Below are 17,234 nucleotides of genomic sequence, written 5' to 3' on the forward strand. Positions count from 1 at the left end.
TCCAGCGTCAGGTCATCGGCGAAACGCCGGTCACCGGTCGCGTCGGGCACGTACTTCACACAGACAACGATCCTCAAGCTCACGCCGGCTCTCCTACTGCATCGTCATTTCCGGGCTGCCTTGCTGCACGCAGCATAGGCGCCTCGTCGGGCCGGATCCGGTCAGGACGGCCGAGGCTCCGAGCCCGATATTACTCGCCAGTACACCCAGTCTCCTACCCTTGGGCAAGCGCCGCGCACTGTGACCTTGCCAACGCGGCGGGCCCGCGCGCGCGCCCCCTCAGTCTCGCAGAGCCGTGAACCGTCCCTGGTGGTAGACCAGCGGGCGACCGGCTCCGGAGGGCGCGCCCGCCAGCGCCTCTGCGATGACGATGCGGTGGTCCCCGGCCGGGACACGGGCCACGACGCGGCAGACGAGCCAGGCGGACACGCCGGCGAGCAGCGGAACGCCTTCGGGGCCGCTGCTCCACTCGGTCGACGGACCGAAGCGGTCGGCTCCACTGCGGGCGAACGTCGCGGCCAGCTCCCGCTGGTCCTCGCCGAGTATGTGGACGCCGACATGAGCGGCCTCGGACACCACGGGCCAGCTGGAGGAGGACGTACCGATCCCGAAGGAGATCAGCGGGGGTTCGGCGGCGACGGAGGTCAGCGAGGTGGCGGTGAAGCCGACCGGGCGCTCCCCCGCGGCGGTGATCACGGCCACGCCCGCGGCGTGGCGGCGGAAGACCGAGCGGAACAGTTCGGGGGTGGCGACCGTCGGGGTAGGGGCGAGCTCGGGCGTGGCCGTCATGGACGTGTCCTTCTGCGGAAGTGGCGTACGGGTCCGTAGGGGCTCAGACACCCGGACAACGCGCACTCGCATGGCGCGCGAGGTCCACATGGACCCGGCCGTAAAGAAGGAGTTCTGGCGGCATAACGTCAGACTGACGATGCGGAGCGGGCGCAGTCAAGGGCGTTCCGGAATGTGGGAGATGCGTCACGGCCCGTCACATGGCGTGCCCCAGCGCCGCGACGACGTCGACGGTGCGGGGCTGGCCGGATGCCCGGCGGACCACTTGGCCCTCGGCGTCGAGCACGAGGACGGTCGGCGTCTTCGTGATGTCCAGCTGCCGCACCAGTGCGAGACGGGCCTCGGCGTCGACCTCGATATGAGCGACCCCGTCGATCATCCCGGCCACCTCGCCGAGGGTGCGGCGGGTCGCCCGGCACGGCTGGCAGAAGGCGCTGGAGAACTGGACGAGCGTCGCGCGTTCTCCGAGTTCCGCGCCGAGTTGGGATGCGTCGAGTCGCTGGCCGTGGGTCCGGCGGTCCACTTGGTGCCTCCTGATCAGAGCTCTTCGTAAGAGGTCAGCGCCGGCCACCGGCCACGCATTCCCCGCAGCTCCGGGGGTACGCGCACGTGACGAGAATCTCGCGCCCCGCGTCCGCCGGGACTGGCCAGGGACTCGCGCATGGGGCACCATCGCCACAATGCCGAAAACCTACGGCTGCGTAACTTCCGCCGGGAGAACCCTCCCCAGGCACTGAAGAAGGGTCTTCATCCAGATGGCAGAACTCGTCTATCGACCGGTCATCGGCGCCGCTCGCACCCTGTTCAAGGCGCTCGACCTGAAGATCGACACTCAGGGTTCGGAGCACATCCCGAAGACCGGTGGCGCGGTGCTGGTCAGCAACCACATCAGTTATCTCGATTTCATCTTCACCGGGCTGGGCGCCCTGCCGCAGAAGCGGCTGGTGCGGTTCATGGCGAAGGAATCCGTCTTCCGGCACAAGATCTCCGGTCCGCTGATGCGGGGAATGAAGCACATCCCGGTCGACCGCAACCAGGGCGAGGACGCGTACGCCCACGCGCTCCGGTCGCTGCGTTCCGGTGAGATCGTCGGAGTGTTCCCCGAGGCCACCATCTCGCAGTCCTTCACCCTGAAGAGCTTCAAGTCGGGTGCCGCGCGTCTCGCCCAGGAGGCCGGGGTCCCGTTGATCCCGATGGCGCTCTGGGGCACGCAGCGGATCTGGACGAAGGGGCGCCCGCGCAATTTCCAGCGCAGCCACATCCCGATCACCATCCGCGTCGGCGAGCCCATGGAGGCGCCCTCCGACCAGTACGCCGGCGCCATCACCCGACGGCTGCGGGAGCGGGTCCAGGAGTTGCTGGAGGCGGCGCAGCGGGCCTACCCGGTGCGCCCGAAGGACGCGAGTGACACCTGGTGGGTGCCGGCCCATCTCGGCGGTACGGCCCCGACCCCCGCCGAGGTGCGCGAGCTCGGCTGACGGCCGCCCCCACGACCGCCGCGGCGTCGTCACCTCACCGCGGCCCGTGGACGGTGATCCGGCGCCCCGGGGCTCAGCCGCTCCAGGGCCGCGGTGAGTCCGGCGGCCGCTCGGGGCGCGGTGGTCCGGGCGCGGCACTGCGTTCAGAGAGCCGTGGGGAGGTTCCGCAACAGCTCCGAGCGGTCCCGGGCGCTCTTCAGCGCATGGAGGATCACCTCGGGCGGTGCAGCATAGACCACTGGGTAGTCGACTTCGTTGAACTCTTCGCGTGCCACCCAGGCCAGCCGCTCCTCGTCCAGCGAGAACTGCGCGTCGACGCCCGGCTTGTTGCCCCGCGGATCCACCCGCGCCCAGCCGCGGGCCCCGGGGAGCCGCAACGCGACCAGGCCGTGGAGCACCAGAGTCGCGCCGTCCTGGCCGGCCAGGCGTTGGTAGCAGAGGCCGGCCGGGATACCGCCGGCCCGTAGCAGCGCCGTGAGCGCGATCGACTTGGCGTAACAGATGCCGGTGCGGGCGGCGAGCACGTCGGAGGCGCGCCATGTGACGCGCGGGTCCCCCGAGTCGGCGGAGTGCGGAATGGTGTCGCGGACGAACTCGAAGGCGGCCCGCGCGTATGTGTATGTGGTGTCGGCGTCGAGCGCGAGGCGGGTCGCGGCCTCGGCGATCCGAGGATGCTCGTGGTCGATGGCCTCGTCGGCGGCCAGATACGCGTCGATCTCGGGGGACTGCTGCGCCAGCTCCATGACCGCAGAGCGTACGGAGCGGCCGACCGGAAGTCCATCAATTTCCGGTCGACCGCATATTCATGCAGGAGGCTAGCGCGCCATCTCTTCCTTGAGTGCCTGGAGGAAGGCGTCGACGTCGTCCTCTCCGGTGTCGAACGCGCACATCCAGCGGACGTCCCCGGCCGCCTCGTCCCAGAAGTAGAAACGGAAGCGCTTCTGGAGCCGCTCGCTGACCGCGTGCGGCAGCCGGGCGAACACGGCGTTGGCCTGGACCGGGTAGAGGATCTCCACCCCGTCGATCGCCCGGACGCCCTCGGCGAGCCGCTGGGCCATGGCGTTGGCGTGCCGGGCGTTGCGCAGCCACAGGTCGCGGGCGAGCAGCGCCTCCAGCTGGACGGAGACGAAGCGCATCTTGGAGGCGAGCTGCATGGAGAGCTTGCGGAGGTGCTTCATCGCCCGGACCGCGTCCGGGTTCAGCACGACGACGGCCTCACCGAAGAGCGCGCCGTTCTTCGTGCCGCCGAAGGACAGCACATCGACGCCGACCGTGTTGGTGAACGTCCGCATCGGCACGTCCAGCGAGGCGGCGGCGTTGGCTATCCGGGCCCCGTCGAGGTGCACCTTCATGCCGCGCTCGTGGGCGTGGTCGCAGATGGCACGGATCTCGTCGGGGGTGTAGACGGTGCCCAGCTCGGTGTTCTGGGTGATCGAGACGACCTGCGGCATGGCCCGGTGCTCGTCGTCCCAGCCGTACGCCTGCCGGTCGATGAGCTCCGGGGTGAGCTTGCCGTCCGGTGTGGGCACGCCGAGGAGCTTCAGCCCGCCCATCCGCTCGGGCGCGCCGCCCTCGTCCACGTTGATGTGCGCGGACTCGGCGCAGATGACTGCGCCCCAGCGGTCGGTGAGAGCCTGGAGGGCGACCACGTTGGCGCCCGTGCCGTTGAAGACCGGGAAGGCCTCGGCGGTGGCGCCGAAGTGGCTGTGCATCACGCGCTGAAGGTGGCCGGTGTAGTCGTCCTCGCCGTAGGCGACCTGGTGGCCGCCGTTGGCGAGGGCGATGGCCGCGAGGACTTCAGGGTGCGCGCCGGCGTAGTTGTCACTGGCGAAGCCGCGTACCTGCGGGTCGTGGTGACGTCGCGCGTCGGTCCTCACGTTTGCGGGGTCAGCCACAGGCGCTTTCCGTTCACTTCGGGGGCGGGCTTGTCCCAGACGCCGACGATGGCCTCGGCCAGCTCCGTGACGTCGGTGAAGCCCGCGAACTTCGCATTCGGGCGCTCGGCGCGCATGGCGTCGTTCACCAGTGCCTTGACCACCAGGATCGCAGCAGCCGCCGCGGGCCCGTCCTCGCCCCCCGTCTTGCGGAAGGCGTCGCCGAGCGCGAGGGTCCACGCCTCGGCGGCGGCCTTGGCGGAGGAGTAGGCGGCGTTGCCCGCGGTGGGCTTGCTGGCTCCCGCGGCGCTGATCAGGAGATAGCGGCCCCGGTCGCTGCGCTCAAGGGCCTCCTGGAAGGCCAGCGAGGTCGACTGGACGGTGCGGATGAGCAGCTTCTCCAGGGCGTCCCAGTCGGAGAGCACGGTCTCCTGGAACGACGGGCTGCCCCGCCAGCCACCGACGAGGTGGACCAGGCCGTCGATGCGGCCGAACTCCGCCTCGGTGCGCTTGGCCCAGTCCCGGGTGGCGTCGAGGTCGAGCAGATCGACGGTCTCGCCGGTGACGGTCGCGCCCCCGTGGGCGTACCGGGCGGCGTCCACCGCCTCGGCGAGCCGTTCGGGGTGGGCGTCGCACCCGACGACCGTCGCGCCCGCCTCGGCGAGCCGCAGCAGTGTCGCGCGGCCGGCGGGGCCGGCCGCTCCGGCGACCGCGACCACGGCTCCTTCGAGCACACCGGTCCCCTCGCCCGTGCCGTTCGTGTTCATGGCCACCGCCTCCTCGGGAGAATGGTTCACGCGGCTGCCCGCTCGTCGTTCGCCGCGGTGATTCCCTTGGCAGAGGCAATCACGTGCTTCAGCTTCTTGGCGAGCGCCTCATAGAACATGCTCAGGGGAAACTCGTCCGGAAGCACGTCGTCGACGAGCTTGCGAGGAGGGAGTGTGAGGTCCAGGGCGTCGGGACCCTTGGCCCAGCGGGATCCCGGGTGCGGGGCGAGGTACGTGGACACGAGGTCGTACGCGGCGAACCAGTGGACCAGCTTAGGGCGGTCGATGCCGTCGCGGTAGAGCTGCTCGATCTCGCCGCAGAGCTGGTTGGTGACCTCGGGGGCGCGGTCCCAGTCGATCTTCAGGGTGTTGTCGGTCCAGCGGACGACGTCGTGCTTGTGCAGGTACGCGAAGAGCAGCTGGCCGCCGAGTCCGTCGTAGTTGCGGACGCGCTCGCCGGAGACCGGGAAGCGGAACATCCGGTCGAAGAGCACCGCGTACTGCACGTCGCGGCCGTGGGCGTTGCCCTCGGACTCCAGCTTCACGGCCTCCTTGAAGGCGGTGAGGTCGCAGCGCAGCTCCTCCAGGCCGTACATCCAGAACGGCTGGCGCTGCTTGATCATGAACGGGTCGAACGGCAGGTCGCCGTGGCTGTGGGTCCGGTCGTGGACCATGTCCCACAGGACGAACGCCTGCTCGCAGCGCTGCTGGTCGCCGATCATCTCGCGGATGTCGTCGGGCAGCTCCAGGCCGAGCAGGTCGACGGAGGCCTCGGTGACGCGGCGGAAGCGGGCGGCCTCGCGGTCGCAGAAGATGCCGCCCCAGCTGAAGCGCTCGGGGGCCTCGCGGACGGCGATGGTCTCCGGGAAGAGCACCGCGGAGTGGGTGTCGTACCCGGCGGTGAAGTCCTCGAAGGTGATGCCGCAGAAGAGCGGGTTGTCGTAGCGGTTCGCCTCCAGGTCGGCGAGCCAGTCGGGCCAGACCATCCTCAGCACGACCGCTTCGAGGTTGCGGTCGGGGTTGCCGTTCTGCGTGTACATCGCGAAGACGACGAGGTGCTGGAGACCGTCGGTCCGGTCCTTCGCGGGCTGGAACGCCAGCAGCGAGTCCAGGAAGTCGGGGACGCGGAAGCCGTCGGCGGCCCAGCGGCGCAGGTCGGTGACGAGCGCGCGGTGGTAGGCGGCGTCGTGCGGGAGGAGCGGGGAGAGCTCCTCGACCGCTCCGGTCACCCGGTCGAGGACCCGCTCGACAACGGCCGGGGACGGGGCGCCCTCGGCCTCGAAGTCGATGGATCCGTCCTTGGACTGCCAGGGGCGGATCTCCTCGACGGCATCCTTGAGCACGGGCCAGGCCGGGTGTTCGACCACCCGCTGGTTCGTAACTATCGCGCCGTCGGTGGCGTCGTGCACAAGAATTTCCGTCATAACACTTCCTCCACGGGAGAACCTCGCGTGGATTCACCGTAGCCGTGCGGGGTTCCTCCCGACAAGTGGGGCCCTGAAAATTATCCTGCGTACCCCCCATGGTCACCGCTGTTTTTCCTGTCGTATCCCGGGTAGGCGCACAGTTCAATCAGCCGCTCCCGGGCACGGGCGACCGGGCCCGCGCAGCGGGGGACTTCGCGGGCCCCGGCCGTTACCCTCCCCAGTGCCGCACTGCCGTACGTCCGCTCGCCGCCCCTCCGCGCGGGCGGGAGCAGTCGACGGACCGCCGCCGACGGAAACGAGGTCGCCTTGTCATTTCTCACCCTGGGTCATCGCGGAGTGATGGGCGTCGAGCCCGAGAACACCCTGCGCTCGTTCGTCCGCGCCGAGGCGTCCGGAATGGACGCCATCGAGCTGGATCTCCATCTCAGCAGGGACGGCGCGCTCGTCGTGATGCACGACGCGGACGTGGACCGCACCACGGACGGGACCGGACCGATCTCGGCCAGGACCCTGGCGGAGCTGCGCGAGCTCGACGCCGGCCAGGGTGAGCGGATCCCCGTCTTCGAGGAGGTGCTGGAGGCCGTCTCCTCCCCGCTCCAGGCGGAGATCAAGGACGTGGCGGCGGCCCGAGCCCTGGCGGACGTGATCCGGGAACGCGATCTCGTCGGCCGGGTGGAGGTGTCCTCGTTCCACGACGAGGCCGTCACCGAGATCGCGCGGCTGGTGCCGGGCGTGCGCACCGTCCTGATCGCCAGCCGCTGGGGCTCGGACGTGGTGGACCGGGCGAAGGCGGCGGGCGCGGCGACACTCGCCCTGAACATCCGCCGCCTCACGCTGGAGATCGTGGAAAAGGCTCACTCCGAGAGGGTGAAGGTGATCGGCTGGGTGGTGAACACCCAGGACCACCTGCGTCTCGCGCGGGCGCTGGGCCTGGACGGCGCGACGACCGACTTCCCCGAGATCCGCCGCGCCGGGCGCTTCACCGCCTGAGGGCGGGCGTCCTCAGGCGCCCTCCCCCGCGTCGCTCACCTCAAGGTTCTTGACGAGTCACTCAAGGTTCTTGACGAGCAGTTCAAAGGCCAGGTCGTCGCGCTGAGGGATCCCGAAGCGCTCGTCGCCGTACGGGAACGGGGTGAGCACTCCCGTACGGCGGTAGCCCCGGCGTTCGTACCAGGCGATCAGGTCCTCGCGCACCGAGATCACCGTCATGTGCATCTCGCCGACGCCCCAGCTCTCCCTGGCGGCGCGCTCCGCCTCGGCGATGATCAGCTTGCCGAGTCCGCCGCCCTGAAGCCCCGGCCGCACCGCGAACATGCCGAAGTAGGCCGCATCGCCCCGGTGTTCGAGCTGGCAGCAGGCGACGAGCCCGCCGTCGCGCTCGACCGCGAGAAGCCGGCCCGCCGGAGCGTCGATGACCTCGCGCACACCCTGTTCGTCGGTCCGCTGCCCCTGGAGGATGTCGGCCTCGGTGGTCCAGCCGGTGCGGCTGGAGTCGCCTCGGTAGGCGGACTCGATGAGGCTCACCAGCGCCGGCACGTCGTTCTCGGTCGCGTCGCGGAAGGTCAGCCGGGCCGCGTCGGGGGGCGTGGCGGTGTCCATGGTGGGGTGCTCCGTTTCTCTGCTGCCGTACGCACTTCTGTGCTGCCGTACGCGTTTGCCCGCTGCTGGACGTACGGTCGCGGTCTCCGCCGTCGCACGTGGGGTCGAGAGTAACGCGACCCGAAGCGCCCCCGGCGGGCCCCGACGCACCCCCTTCACACCCCCGTGCGCCGGATTCGGCGTCGGCCCCCCGGGCATCGATGGGACGACCCGCAACAGTGCCGTACGTCCGACGGGGGAGGCGCGCCGTGCACGGAGGGGCCCTGACCGGCTCGCTGCTGATGGCGTTGTGCGCGGTGAGCGGCGCCTACTGCCTGCTGCGCACCCGCGCGGGGACGCCGCGGGAGCGCCGCACCGCACGCTCGGAGGCGCTCATGGGTTTCGGCATGGCGGCGATGGCCGTTCCGGCGGCGGTGCTGTCGCCCCCGGACTGGGCCTGGGCGGTGTACGCGGTGCTGTTCGGCGCGGCCGCGCTGCGAGCCCTGCGCCCCGCCCTGCGCGGCGGCCACCACCTCCACCATCTCGTCGGCTCACTGGCCATGGTCTACATGGCCGTGGCGATGGCCCCCGCGGTCACGGGGAGCGGCGGCGGGCATGCCGGGCACGGGGCGGGAGCCGGCGCCGGCGGCATACCCCTGCTGACCGGCGCGCTGCTCGTCTACTACGCGCTCTACGTGCTGGCTTCGGCCGGCCGCCTGCTGCCAGGGACCGCCATGGTCCCGGCCGGCGGGACGGCCCCCTCCCCCCGGTCCCCAGGAGGATTCGGGGGCGCGTCGGACGGCCTGTCCGAGCTCACGACGGCGTGCAGGCTGACCATGGGCATCGGCATGTTCGCCATGCTGCTCACCCTGTGAGACGGGAAGTGGGACAGAACCCCCGGCAAACCGTGGTCTACGTCACTTGCCGGTCGCGGCCGTACCCCCGGCCGACCCGCCCCTCCTAAGCTGAGGCCATGCTGGTCTCCCTCGCGCTGCTGCTGCTCGGTGCATTGACCGCCCTGGTGACTCCCCGCGTGATGGCGCGCGCCCGGTGGCCGGAGCGCGAACCGGTCGTGGCCCTGTGGGTCTGGCAGTGCGTGGTGGCCGGGGTCCTGCTGTCGTTCGCCCTGTCCATGACGCTGAGCGCGGCCGCCGCCTGGCAGGCGGTGCGCGGCCATGTCTTCGCCCCCGCCCCGCACGCCGTCGTCGAGGCGTACGCCCTGGCGGCGTACGGCCCGTGGTCGGCGGTCATCGCGGTGCTGCTGGCGATGGGCGGGCTGTGGACCGGGGCGATGCTCCTGAGGGAGATCCGGCGGGCACGGCGTCGCCGCGAACAGCGTCGGGCGGAACTGCTGGTGCGTTCCCCGCTGCTGCCGGGCGAGGAGCCGGGCGCCGACCGCCTCGTGGTGCTGGAGGGCGAACGCCCCGATGCCTGGTGGCTGCCCGGCACGGCTCCGCAACTCGTCATCACCACCGCCGCACTGGGCCGCCTGAAGGGCCGTCAGCTCGATGCCGTGCTCGCCCATGAGCAGGGGCACGCCCAGGCCCGGCACGACTGGCTGCTGCACTGCTCGTCGGCGCTGGCGATCGGCTTCCCGCAGATCCCGGTGTTCGCCGCGTTCCGCGACGAGATGCACCGGCTGGTCGAACTGGCCGCCGACGACGTGGCGTCACGCCGCTTCGGCCGGCTGACGACCGCGCTCGCGCTCGTCGGACTCAACGAGGACCGCGGGGTGTTCGGCCCGTGCCCCGCCCCGCAGGCCCAAGTGCCCCTCCGGGTCAACCGGTTGCTGGCCCCGGTCGAGCGGCTGACGGCGGGCCGCAGGCTCCGGCTGACAGCCGCCGCCGCGCTGGTCCCGGTCGTCCCGGTGTTCGTGGCCTTCGTTCCGGGGCTCCGCGCGCTGGGCTAAGGGCTGCCCCGCGGCGCCATGCACGCACTCTCGCCGCTTCGGGAGCCGGGGCAGCGACACGCGGCAGCACGTTGGTCGCGCCCCGGGTTGGCCTTCGGGCGGAGTCCTCCGCGAGGATCACCCCATGTCCTCCCCCCTGTTCCGCTTCCGCTCGCCGGATCGCCCTGCCCGCACCCTGCCCGCCCTGTGGACCGGGGCCGTCGTCGGCGCGGCAGCTCTCGTGCTGCTCGTGCTGGTCGCGGCACGCTGGTCGCCGCTGATGTCCCTGGACCGGGCGGTCGCCGACGCCCTGCACCGGCACGCGGTGACCGATCCGGGTCTCGTCCATGTGAGCCGGGTACTGACGGACTGGGTGTGGGATCCCTGGACCATGCGCGCCCTGATCGCGGCGGTGGTGGTCGCCCTGTGGTGGCGGGGCGCGCGCCCGCTCGCCGTCTGGCTGGCCGCGACGAGCCTGGTCGCCACCCTCCTCCAGCAGGGACTGAAGGCTGCGGTGGACCGGGAGCGCCCGCAGTGGCCCGATCCGGTGGACTCGGCCCACTACGCGGCCTTCCCCTCGGGGCACGCCATGACGGCCGTCGTGACCTGCGGCCTGTTCGTCTGGCTGCTGTGGCTGTACGGCGCCGGCCCCGCCGCCCGGGCCGCGGTGCTGGCCGTGGCGGTGGTCTCGGCGGTCGGTGTGGCGGCGACCCGGGTGTACCTGGGGGTGCACTGGCTGACCGATGTCGTGGGCGGTGCACTGCTGGGGGTGGCCGTGGTGGCGTTGAGCGCCGCGGCGTACGCCCGGTACGCGGCGGCGCGCGAGGGCACCCTTGTGGGCGCGGGGACGGACCGGGAAGGATCGCGACCATGATGGTCAAAGGCGTGCTGTTCGACTTCTCCGGAACCCTGTTCCGTATCGAGCCGGTCCGTGACTGGCTCGCCGCCGTGCTGCGCGAGGAGGGCGTCGACGTCACCCCGGAGGATTTCGAGGGGTACGTGAGCGGGCTCACGGAGGCCGGCGCTCTCCCGGGTGGCCCGCCCCCGCTCCGGGTCCCCGACAGGCTGGCCGGGGCGGTGTCCCGCCGGGACCTGAGCGCCGCCCTGCACCGCGAGGCGTACACCGGTCTGGCCCGGGGCGTCGCCCTGCCCGAGCCTGGGCTGTACGACGCGCTGTACGACCGTCATATGCGACCCGAGGCCTGGCGGCCCTATCCGGACGCCGCCGACGTGCTGGCGGGGCTGCGGAGGGCGGGGATCGGGGTGTGTGTGGTCAGCAACATCGGGTGGGACCCGCGCCCGGTCTTCCGCGCGCACGGGCTGGACGCCCTGGTCGACGCCTATGCCCTGTCCTTCGAGCACGGGCTCCAGAAGCCCGACGCGGGACTGTTCCGCATCGCCTGTGCGCTGATCGGCCGGGAGCCGGCGGACGTGGTCATGGTCGGTGACGACCGGGTCGCGGACGGTGGCGCGGCCGCTCTGGGCTGCGGGGTCCGGTTCGTGGACCACCTGCCGGTGGCGGAGCGGCCGGACGGCCTGCGTTCGCTGGGTCTCGTGCCGGAATGAGGCCTGCGGCGAACAAGGAAGACCGGACCGGGATGTGAGGCATATCCCGCCGCGGAGGGGGTAGAGGCAGCGGCTCGTGGCCGTAGCCTGGTGGACATGTCCCCCATGCCGTCGTCCCTGTCCGCTCGTTCCGCAGCCGAGGTCAACGCGGAGATCCGCGACCTGTGGCAGCGTTCGGGCGGGTGCCTGACGCCGCAGGACGAGGCGGAGTACCAGCGACTGCTGGTGGAGTGGGCCGCCGCCACCGGCGGAAGCGTCCGCACCGCCGCCTGACCGCCGTACTGCCGCCTGACCGTCGTACCCCCGGTTCGGCGGCACCGCAGGCCCGTGCGGAGATCGCGCCCGATCCGGCGATCCCCCGCGTCGCCGGATCCGGGCGCACCCTCGGCGTGCCACGTGGGACACGGCCGCGGACCGCGCCGGGGACCGGAGTTGCGGAGTCCGCCGTCGCAGGGATCCAGCATGTCCCCACCCGGCTCATCGGTCAATGAATTTCCGACGGCACACGCACCGGGGCCAGTGTCTGCCGGGCAGGCGATCGCCCGGCAGACACCGGCCCCGGATGCGCGAACAACCGGACCGCGGGACCGCTGACGGATCAGCGGGCGAAGTAGTCCGGCTGCGTCTGTGCGTTGAGCTCGTCCAGCTCGACCCGCTCGGCCGGGTCGGTGCGCCGGTCCTCCAGCTTCAGCACGTCGAAGCCCTTGGCGATGTCGCTGGAGTAGATGTGACCGTTGTAGTAGTACGCCGACCAGGGGCCGGCCGTGGTGACCTGGTCGAGCGTGACCGGGCCGCGCTCGAAGAAGGCGATCTCCTTGGGCTTGGAGGAGTCGGTGAAGTCCCATACGGAGATGCCGCCCTGGTACCAGGCCTGGACCATCAGGTCGCGGCCCTTCACCGGGATGATCGAGCCGTTGTGCGCGACACAGACCTCGGCCTCGGCCTGGTGCCGGTCGATCTTGAAGTAGCTGCGGAAGACCAGCTTGCGCTGGTCGCCCTTGCCGACGATGTCGTAGATGCCGTCGGCGCCCCGCTCGGGCCCGATCTGCGCGTTGCAGGTGGCCGCGCCGCCGCCACCGAGCTCGTCGGTGAAGACGACCTTGTTCGCACCCTGGTTGAAGGTCGCCGAGTGCCAGAACGCGAAGTTCACGTTGTCCTGGACACGGTCGATGATCTTCGGGTGTTCCGGGTCCTCGATGGAGAACAGCAGACCGTCACCCATGCAGGAGCCGGCGGCGAGGTCCTTGGACGGCAGCACCGTGATGTCGTGGCAGCCGGTCGTCTTGGTGACGCCGGGGTTCTCCGGCGCACCGGGGTTGCCGCCGTCCGGGAAGAGCACCGGGAAGTTCACGATCCGGGCCTTCTGGGGCGCCTTGACCGGCACCTTGATGACGGAGATCCCGTCGTGCGGCGGCTTGCAGTCCGGGAACGCCTCGTTGGGCGCGTACGAGGAGACGTACACGTACACGTTCTTCTTGCCGTCCGGCACCAGCGTGTGCGTGTGGGAACCGCAGGCGGTCTCCACGGCGGCGATGTACTTCGGCTGCCGCTTGTTGCTGATGTCGAAGATCTTCATGCCCTCCCAGGAGGACTTCTCCGTGGCGGGCTGGGAGGTGCTGGAGCAGGAGTCGTCGCTGCGCGAGGAGTCCGTCGACAGGAACAGCAGGTTCCCGGAGACCGAGATGTCGTTCTGCGAACCGGGGCAGAGGACCTGCGCGACGGTCTTCGGCTTCTTCGGCTTGCTGATGTCGTAGATGACGAAGCCGTCGTAGTTGCCGACGAACGCGTACTTCCCCTGGAAGGCGAGGTCCGTGTTGAGGCCCTTGAGAGCGCCCTTCGGCACGTTCGTCAGGTGCTTGATGTTGGAGCTGTGGACGATCTCGTCCACGCCGGGTATGTCACCACCGGTTATCGCGGCCCTGGCCTCGGCCTGCTCGCTCTTGGTGACGGAACCGCGCTCGGCCGGGGCATCGCCCGGATCGGGGGTGGCGGCCGCTGTGGTGGCCGTCAGCAGCGTGGCGAGGAGTCCGGCTGCGGCTGCCACCGCACCCAGGCGTCTGCGCCGCACGCGGGTGGTGTGCAACGAGGTCACTGCGTCCTCCCTTGTCTCCGTTCGGGGTCGAACGGTTCATGAACCCCCGGCAGTATCGTCCCTCACATGTACACAACAACAGATGGCAACAGAGACGTAATGAAAGTTTTCGATCTTCGCCCGGTGGAAGCGTGTTAGGACGGTCTGCAACAAACCATGTGGCACAGGAGGTCGCCGTGTTGATCCATCGCCGGTCCGCAGGTCTGCGCTCAACCGCTCTCACGGCGACGGCGGTTGCCGCTGTGCTCGTGCTGGGGGCCTGTGAGACGAGCAGCGGTGACGGGGCGTCGGACAAGGCCAAGGACGCGGGTCCGGGCGTGGTCGCGCCCGGCAGACCGGGCGAGCCCGCCCGGACACTCTCCGCCGAGGAGGCTGTCAAGGAGGCCGGTCAGGACACCGCCAACTCCGCCGACTTCCGCTACGCGCGGATGATGATCGAACATCACGGCCAGGCGATCGTGATGACCGGGCTGGTCCCGGGGCGGGCCTCCGCCGACACCGTCAAACGGCTCGCGGACCGCATATCGGCAGGCCAGAAGCCGGAGATCGGCGCGATGGAAGGGTGGCTGAAAAGGAACGGCGGCGACCGGCGCAAGGAGCACCACGAGCACACCACGATGCCCGGGATGGCGACCGATGCCCAGTTGGAGAAGCTGCGCGCCGCCGAGGGCAAGGCCTTCGACAAGCTCTTCCTCGAGCTGATGATCACCCACCACCAGGGAGCGATCACCATGGCCACGGAGGCGCTCACCGAGGGGAACGACGTCATCGTCGAGGAGATGGCGAGCGACGTGGTCGCCCAGCAGACCGTGGAGATCAACCGGATGCGCGGGCTGATGGACTGAGCCACTCGGCCGAGCGCCCCGCGCACCGGGCGGTGCGGATCGGCCCGGCGGTGCCATCCTGGAGGGAACCTCCGGGAAGAGGTGCGCCGTGCTCTCCGTCGCCGTCGTCGGTTCCGGTCCCAGCGGGGTCTACACCGCTCAGGCCCTGCTCCAGCAGTCGCTCGTGCCCGACGTGCGTGTGCACGTCCTGGACCGGCTGCCCACCCCGTACGGACTCGTGCGGTACGGGGTGGCCCCCGACCACGAGAAGATCAAGTCGCTTCAGAACAGTCTGCGGGCGGTGCTGGAGGACGACCGGGTCACCTTCGTGGGCAACGTCGGCGTCGGCGGGGCGGAGGGGGTCTCCCCCGCGCGGCTCGCGGAGCTTTACCACGCGGTCGTCTACTGCGTCGGGGCGTCGGCCGACCGGACGCTCGCGGTGCCGGGCGAGGGGCTGCCGGGCAGTTACTCGGCCACCCGCTTCGTCTCCTGGTACAGCGCGCATCCGGACGTCGGCGCCGACCCGTTCGTCCTGGACGCCCGCTCGGCCGTCGTGATCGGCGTGGGCAACGTGGCGGTCGACGTGGCACGGATCCTGGCCCGCGGCGCCGACGAACTGCGGGCCACCGACGTGCCCGGCGCGGCGCTCAGCGCGCTGGAGGAGAGTCAGGTGCGCGACGTGCACATCGTGGGCCGCCGGGGCCCCTCCCAGGCCCGGTTCACCACCAAGGAGCTGCGGGAGCTGGGGGCGCTGCCCGGGGCGCGGGTCGTCGTCGACCCGGCGGAGCTCGCGCTCGACCCCGCGTACGCGGCTCCGGACGGCCTGCCCGGAGCGCTGCCGCTGCCCGCCGTGGTGCGGCGGAACCTGGAAGTCCTGCGCGGCTGGTCGGCGGCCGGGGAGCCGGCGGCGGCCGACGCCGGGCGCCGCATCCGGCTGCGGTTCTTCCTGCGGCCGGTGGAGCTGCTGGAGCGCGACGGACGGGTCGCCGGGGTGCGGTTCGCCCGGACGGCTCCGGACGGCGGGGGCGGGGTCCGGGACACCGGCGCGTACGAGGACGTCGAGGCGCGACTGGTCCTGCGGGCGGTCGGCTATCGGGGGGTGGAGCTGCCGGGACTGCCCTTCGATCCGGTGCGCGGCACAGTGCCGCACGCGGCGGGCCGGGTGCTGCGGGACGGGACGCCGGCGCCGGGCGAGTACGTGGCGGGGTGGATCAAGCGGGGGCCGACCGGGGTGATCGGTTCGAACCGCTCCTGCGCCAAGGAGACGGTGGCCGCGCTCCTGGAGGACGCGGCCGCGCTGAGGAGCCGCGCGGCGGCGGGCGACCCGCTGGCCGTGCTGCGGGGGTGGGGGCTGCGGCCTGTGGAGTGGTCCGGCTGGCTGTCGATCGAGCGTGCGGAGGCGGAGCTGGGCCGCTCGCTGGGGCGCGGCCCGGTGAAGATCCCCGACTGGACCGGGTTGCTGGCGGCGGCCCGGAACAGGGAGCGCTGAACAGCTGCCCGCGTCATCTGAACAGCTGCCCGCGTCACCCTTCCCGGGTCGCCACCACCAGCCGGGCGCGGGGGCTGCCGTCGGGGCGCGGGCCCAGCTCGGTCAGCGGGAGCAGCCGCACGGCGAATCCGGCCTGCGTCAGGTCCTCCAGCACGTCGCCGAGCGGGAACGTGCGGTAGTACATGACGAACGGCGGGCGCCACAGGGCGTTGCGCACGCGCATCGCCGCGTCGAAGCCGAACAGCGACCAGTAGGCGCGCGATCCCACCGGGGGCGGTGCGCCGATCGGGAAGACGAACCGCCCGCCCGGCCGGAGCGATCCGTGCACCTCGGCGAAGAGGCCGAAGCGTTCGGCGGGCAGGAAGTGGCCGAACGCGCCGAAGCTCAGGGCGAGATCGAAGGCAGGCGCGAAGGGCAGGGAGCGGGCGTCGGCCCGCACCCAGTGCACCGCCGGCCCCTCTCCCCCGGGCGGGAAGGCGGTACGGGCCTCGGCGAGCATGCCCGCACTGAAGTCGACGCCGACAGCGCGCTCCCGGCACAGCTGTCGGAGCACACCGACCCCCGCGCCGGTGCCGCAGCAGACGTCGAGTCCGGTGTCGAAGGGTCCGAGTTCGCGTACCGCCCGGGTGACGGCGTCGAGCACGCGGTCAGGGGTGCGGTAGGGCGTCCGGTCGAACTTGGGGGCGAGGAGGTCGTATCCGCGCTCGGTCGAGGAGAGCGCCTGAACGGCCAGTTCGCGCACGGTGGGGCCCTGTTTGGTGAACATCACGGGCCACCCTACCGACGCGGCGCACCCGCCGCGGCCGGTCGGGGCGCGGGCCGGGGCACGGGTGAAGGCCCGGCGGGGGGGCACGGCGGGTCCTGGCGGGGCGGGGAAGCGTCAACGTCCTTCGGAAAGTCGCCGCTTGAGGGTGATGGCGGTATCGGCGGCGTACGCCTGGGTCCAGCTGCGGCCGGCCCCGGACTTCCAGGTGACATGGACCGTGGAGCCGTCGGTCCGGGCGCTCTCCACGGTCATGGACCGGTCGCCGTCGCGCACGTCGCCGCGGCGCAGTTCGCCCGCCTCGACCGTCACGGGACGCGACCCCGGCGCGTGCTCGGCCTCCTCGGCCGCCCGGAGGAGTACGGCGGCCAGCTCGCGGGCCGCCCCGGAGGTGCAGGACCAGACGAGCTCGCCGCCCGGGGGCGAGAGCCGGATGGAGACGCGGGGGCCGGGCTCGCCCGCGGCGACCGTGAACGGCGCGGGCTGGCCCGCGGCGACCGTGACCGGCACCGGGTGGCCGTCGGCGTCCGTGATCCCGCTCTGCATCGTCGTCTCCTCGGTGTTCCTGTCCCCGGCCGTGACCAGGCCGCCGTCCGGCCGTCGTCGGGCCCCCGCCAGCATGTCAGCACCTGGCGGCGGGACGCGCGAGCGGGGTGGAGGCGTGGTGTGTGCCGTCGGGGACACCGGTGGAGCGGCTGG

Annotated in this window: 19 protein-coding genes and 1 pseudogene; 9 read left to right on the top strand and 11 right to left on the bottom strand. The window is 71.6% G+C overall.

Annotated elements, in window-relative coordinates; translation table 11 throughout:
* From ACH4KB_RS33095 to ACH4KB_RS33105, 3 genes and pseudogenes are all read right to left on the bottom strand, one after another.
* A pseudogene (locus ACH4KB_RS33095) lies at window positions 1–83 on the bottom strand (electron transfer flavoprotein subunit beta); the annotation flags it as partial.
* A 196-nt stretch (window positions 84–279) separates the two neighbouring features.
* On the bottom strand, window positions 280–789 hold the full coding sequence (locus ACH4KB_RS33100) for a flavin reductase family protein (RefSeq protein WP_398069982.1): 510 nt from the start codon (window positions 787–789) through the stop codon (window positions 280–282).
* A gap of 196 nt (window positions 790–985) precedes the next feature.
* Complete coding sequence (locus ACH4KB_RS33105; RefSeq protein ID WP_398069984.1) at window positions 986–1,312, bottom strand: TlpA family protein disulfide reductase; 327 nt, start codon at window positions 1,310–1,312, stop codon at window positions 986–988.
* Between the two features lie 232 nt (window positions 1,313–1,544).
* Here ACH4KB_RS33105 and ACH4KB_RS33110 point away from each other — a divergent pair, with 232 nt between their 5' ends.
* The gene (locus ACH4KB_RS33110) at window positions 1,545–2,267 is read left to right on the top strand and encodes a 1-acyl-sn-glycerol-3-phosphate acyltransferase (protein ID WP_050357432.1); all 723 of its coding nucleotides are present in this window, start codon (window positions 1,545–1,547) and stop codon (window positions 2,265–2,267) included.
* Window positions 2,268–2,410: 143 nt separating this feature from the next.
* Here ACH4KB_RS33110 and ACH4KB_RS33115 read toward each other — a convergent pair whose 3' ends face one another.
* From ACH4KB_RS33115 to ACH4KB_RS33130, 4 genes are all read right to left on the bottom strand, one after another.
* Window positions 2,411–3,010 (bottom strand): transglutaminase family protein, encoded by a 600-nt coding sequence (locus tag ACH4KB_RS33115; RefSeq protein ID WP_398069986.1) that lies wholly within the window; start codon window positions 3,008–3,010, stop codon window positions 2,411–2,413.
* A 72-nt stretch (window positions 3,011–3,082) separates the two neighbouring features.
* Complete coding sequence (locus tag ACH4KB_RS33120; RefSeq protein WP_215110796.1) at window positions 3,083–4,144, bottom strand: low specificity L-threonine aldolase; 1,062 nt, start codon at window positions 4,142–4,144, stop codon at window positions 3,083–3,085.
* Window positions 4,141–4,908: an SDR family NAD(P)-dependent oxidoreductase gene (locus ACH4KB_RS33125; protein WP_398069988.1), complete on the bottom strand. Its 768-nt coding sequence runs from the start codon at window positions 4,906–4,908 to the stop codon at window positions 4,141–4,143. The genes ACH4KB_RS33120 and ACH4KB_RS33125 overlap by 4 nt, the downstream gene beginning before the upstream one ends.
* Window positions 4,909–4,934: 26 nt before the next feature.
* Window positions 4,935–6,332 (bottom strand): DUF6421 family protein, encoded by a 1,398-nt coding sequence (locus ACH4KB_RS33130; RefSeq protein WP_398069990.1) that lies wholly within the window; start codon window positions 6,330–6,332, stop codon window positions 4,935–4,937.
* A gap of 342 nt (window positions 6,333–6,674) precedes the next feature.
* On the opposite strand from ACH4KB_RS33130, the gene ACH4KB_RS33135 reads away from it, so the two are divergent.
* Complete coding sequence (locus tag ACH4KB_RS33135) at window positions 6,675–7,325, top strand: glycerophosphodiester phosphodiesterase (RefSeq protein WP_398070180.1); 651 nt, start codon at window positions 6,675–6,677, stop codon at window positions 7,323–7,325.
* Between the two features lie 57 nt (window positions 7,326–7,382).
* Here ACH4KB_RS33135 and ACH4KB_RS33140 read toward each other — a convergent pair whose 3' ends face one another.
* Window positions 7,383–7,934 carry a GNAT family N-acetyltransferase gene (locus ACH4KB_RS33140; protein ID WP_398069992.1) on the bottom strand — a complete coding sequence of 184 codons (552 nt, stop codon included), beginning with the start codon at window positions 7,932–7,934 and terminating at the stop codon, window positions 7,383–7,385.
* Window positions 7,935–8,182: 248 nt separating this feature from the next.
* Here ACH4KB_RS33140 and ACH4KB_RS33145 point away from each other — a divergent pair, with 248 nt between their 5' ends.
* The 5 genes from ACH4KB_RS33145 to ACH4KB_RS33165 all read left to right on the top strand — a co-directional run bounded on the left by ACH4KB_RS33145 (window position 8,183) and on the right by ACH4KB_RS33165 (window position 11,640).
* Complete coding sequence (locus ACH4KB_RS33145) at window positions 8,183–8,788, top strand: DUF5134 domain-containing protein (RefSeq protein ID WP_398069994.1); 606 nt, start codon at window positions 8,183–8,185, stop codon at window positions 8,786–8,788.
* 98 nt (window positions 8,789–8,886) lie between these two features.
* Entirely contained in the window at window positions 8,887–9,822 is a 936-nt protein-coding gene (locus tag ACH4KB_RS33150; RefSeq protein ID WP_398069996.1) for a M56 family metallopeptidase, read from the top strand.
* Window positions 9,823–9,946: 124 nt separating this feature from the next.
* On the top strand, window positions 9,947–10,675 hold the full coding sequence (locus ACH4KB_RS33155; protein WP_398069998.1) for a phosphatase PAP2 family protein: 729 nt from the start codon (window positions 9,947–9,949) through the stop codon (window positions 10,673–10,675).
* On the top strand, window positions 10,672–11,367 hold the full coding sequence (locus ACH4KB_RS33160; protein WP_398070000.1) for an HAD family hydrolase: 696 nt from the start codon (window positions 10,672–10,674) through the stop codon (window positions 11,365–11,367). The genes ACH4KB_RS33155 and ACH4KB_RS33160 overlap by 4 nt, the downstream gene beginning before the upstream one ends.
* A gap of 96 nt (window positions 11,368–11,463) precedes the next feature.
* A complete protein-coding gene (locus ACH4KB_RS33165) occupies window positions 11,464–11,640 on the top strand; it encodes a hypothetical protein (protein WP_398070002.1) in 177 nt (58 codons plus the stop codon).
* A gap of 325 nt (window positions 11,641–11,965) precedes the next feature.
* Here ACH4KB_RS33165 and ACH4KB_RS33170 read toward each other — a convergent pair whose 3' ends face one another.
* Complete coding sequence (locus ACH4KB_RS33170) at window positions 11,966–13,459, bottom strand: LVIVD repeat-containing protein (RefSeq protein WP_398070004.1); 1,494 nt, start codon at window positions 13,457–13,459, stop codon at window positions 11,966–11,968.
* A 158-nt stretch (window positions 13,460–13,617) separates the two neighbouring features.
* Between ACH4KB_RS33170 and ACH4KB_RS33175 the strand changes: the two genes are divergently transcribed.
* Window positions 13,618–14,304, top strand: coding sequence for a DUF305 domain-containing protein (locus ACH4KB_RS33175; protein WP_398070006.1), 687 nt, complete (start codon window positions 13,618–13,620; stop codon window positions 14,302–14,304).
* Window positions 14,305–14,392: 88 nt separating this feature from the next.
* Window positions 14,393–15,772 carry an FAD-dependent oxidoreductase gene (locus ACH4KB_RS33180; RefSeq protein WP_398070008.1) on the top strand — a complete coding sequence of 460 codons (1,380 nt, stop codon included), beginning with the start codon at window positions 14,393–14,395 and terminating at the stop codon, window positions 15,770–15,772.
* 34 nt (window positions 15,773–15,806) lie between these two features.
* Here the strand turns inward: ACH4KB_RS33180 and ACH4KB_RS33185 are convergent, their stop codons facing one another.
* Window positions 15,807–16,538, bottom strand: a complete 732-nt coding sequence (locus ACH4KB_RS33185) for a class I SAM-dependent methyltransferase (protein ID WP_398070010.1) — start codon at window positions 16,536–16,538, stop codon at window positions 15,807–15,809.
* 114 nt (window positions 16,539–16,652) lie between these two features.
* A complete protein-coding gene (locus ACH4KB_RS33190) occupies window positions 16,653–17,081 on the bottom strand; it encodes a hypothetical protein (protein WP_398070182.1) in 429 nt (142 codons plus the stop codon).
* Window positions 17,082–17,234 lie beyond the last annotated feature (153 nt).

Source organism: Streptomyces sp. NPDC017520, assembly GCF_044329855.1.
In the GTDB taxonomy this organism is placed as follows: domain Bacteria; phylum Actinomycetota; class Actinomycetes; order Streptomycetales; family Streptomycetaceae; genus Streptomyces.

Coding starts and splice junctions, on each gene's coding strand:
- ACH4KB_RS33100 (WP_398069982.1), bottom strand. CDS start 789: ATGACGGCCACGCCCGAGCTCGCCCCTACCCCGACGGTCGCCACCCCC.
- ACH4KB_RS33110 (WP_050357432.1), top strand. CDS start 1,545: ATGGCAGAACTCGTCTATCGACCGGTCATCGGCGCCGCTCGCACCCTG.
- ACH4KB_RS33115 (WP_398069986.1), bottom strand. CDS start 3,010: ATGGAGCTGGCGCAGCAGTCCCCCGAGATCGACGCGTATCTGGCCGCC.
- ACH4KB_RS33125 (WP_398069988.1), bottom strand. CDS start 4,908: ATGAACACGAACGGCACGGGCGAGGGGACCGGTGTGCTCGAAGGAGCC.
- ACH4KB_RS33130 (WP_398069990.1), bottom strand. CDS start 6,332: ATGACGGAAATTCTTGTGCACGACGCCACCGACGGCGCGATAGTTACG.
- ACH4KB_RS33135 (WP_398070180.1), top strand. CDS start 6,675: ATGGGCGTCGAGCCCGAGAACACCCTGCGCTCGTTCGTCCGCGCCGAG.
- ACH4KB_RS33140 (WP_398069992.1), bottom strand. CDS start 7,934: ATGGACACCGCCACGCCCCCCGACGCGGCCCGGCTGACCTTCCGCGAC.
- ACH4KB_RS33150 (WP_398069996.1), top strand. CDS start 8,887: ATGCTGGTCTCCCTCGCGCTGCTGCTGCTCGGTGCATTGACCGCCCTG.
- ACH4KB_RS33155 (WP_398069998.1), top strand. CDS start 9,947: ATGTCCTCCCCCCTGTTCCGCTTCCGCTCGCCGGATCGCCCTGCCCGC.
- ACH4KB_RS33160 (WP_398070000.1), top strand. CDS start 10,672: ATGATGGTCAAAGGCGTGCTGTTCGACTTCTCCGGAACCCTGTTCCGT.
- ACH4KB_RS33165 (WP_398070002.1), top strand. CDS start 11,464: ATGTCCCCCATGCCGTCGTCCCTGTCCGCTCGTTCCGCAGCCGAGGTC.
- ACH4KB_RS33185 (WP_398070010.1), bottom strand. CDS start 16,538: ATGTTCACCAAACAGGGCCCCACCGTGCGCGAACTGGCCGTTCAGGCG.
- ACH4KB_RS33190 (WP_398070182.1), bottom strand. CDS start 17,081: ATGCAGAGCGGGATCACGGACGCCGACGGCCACCCGGTGCCGGTCACG.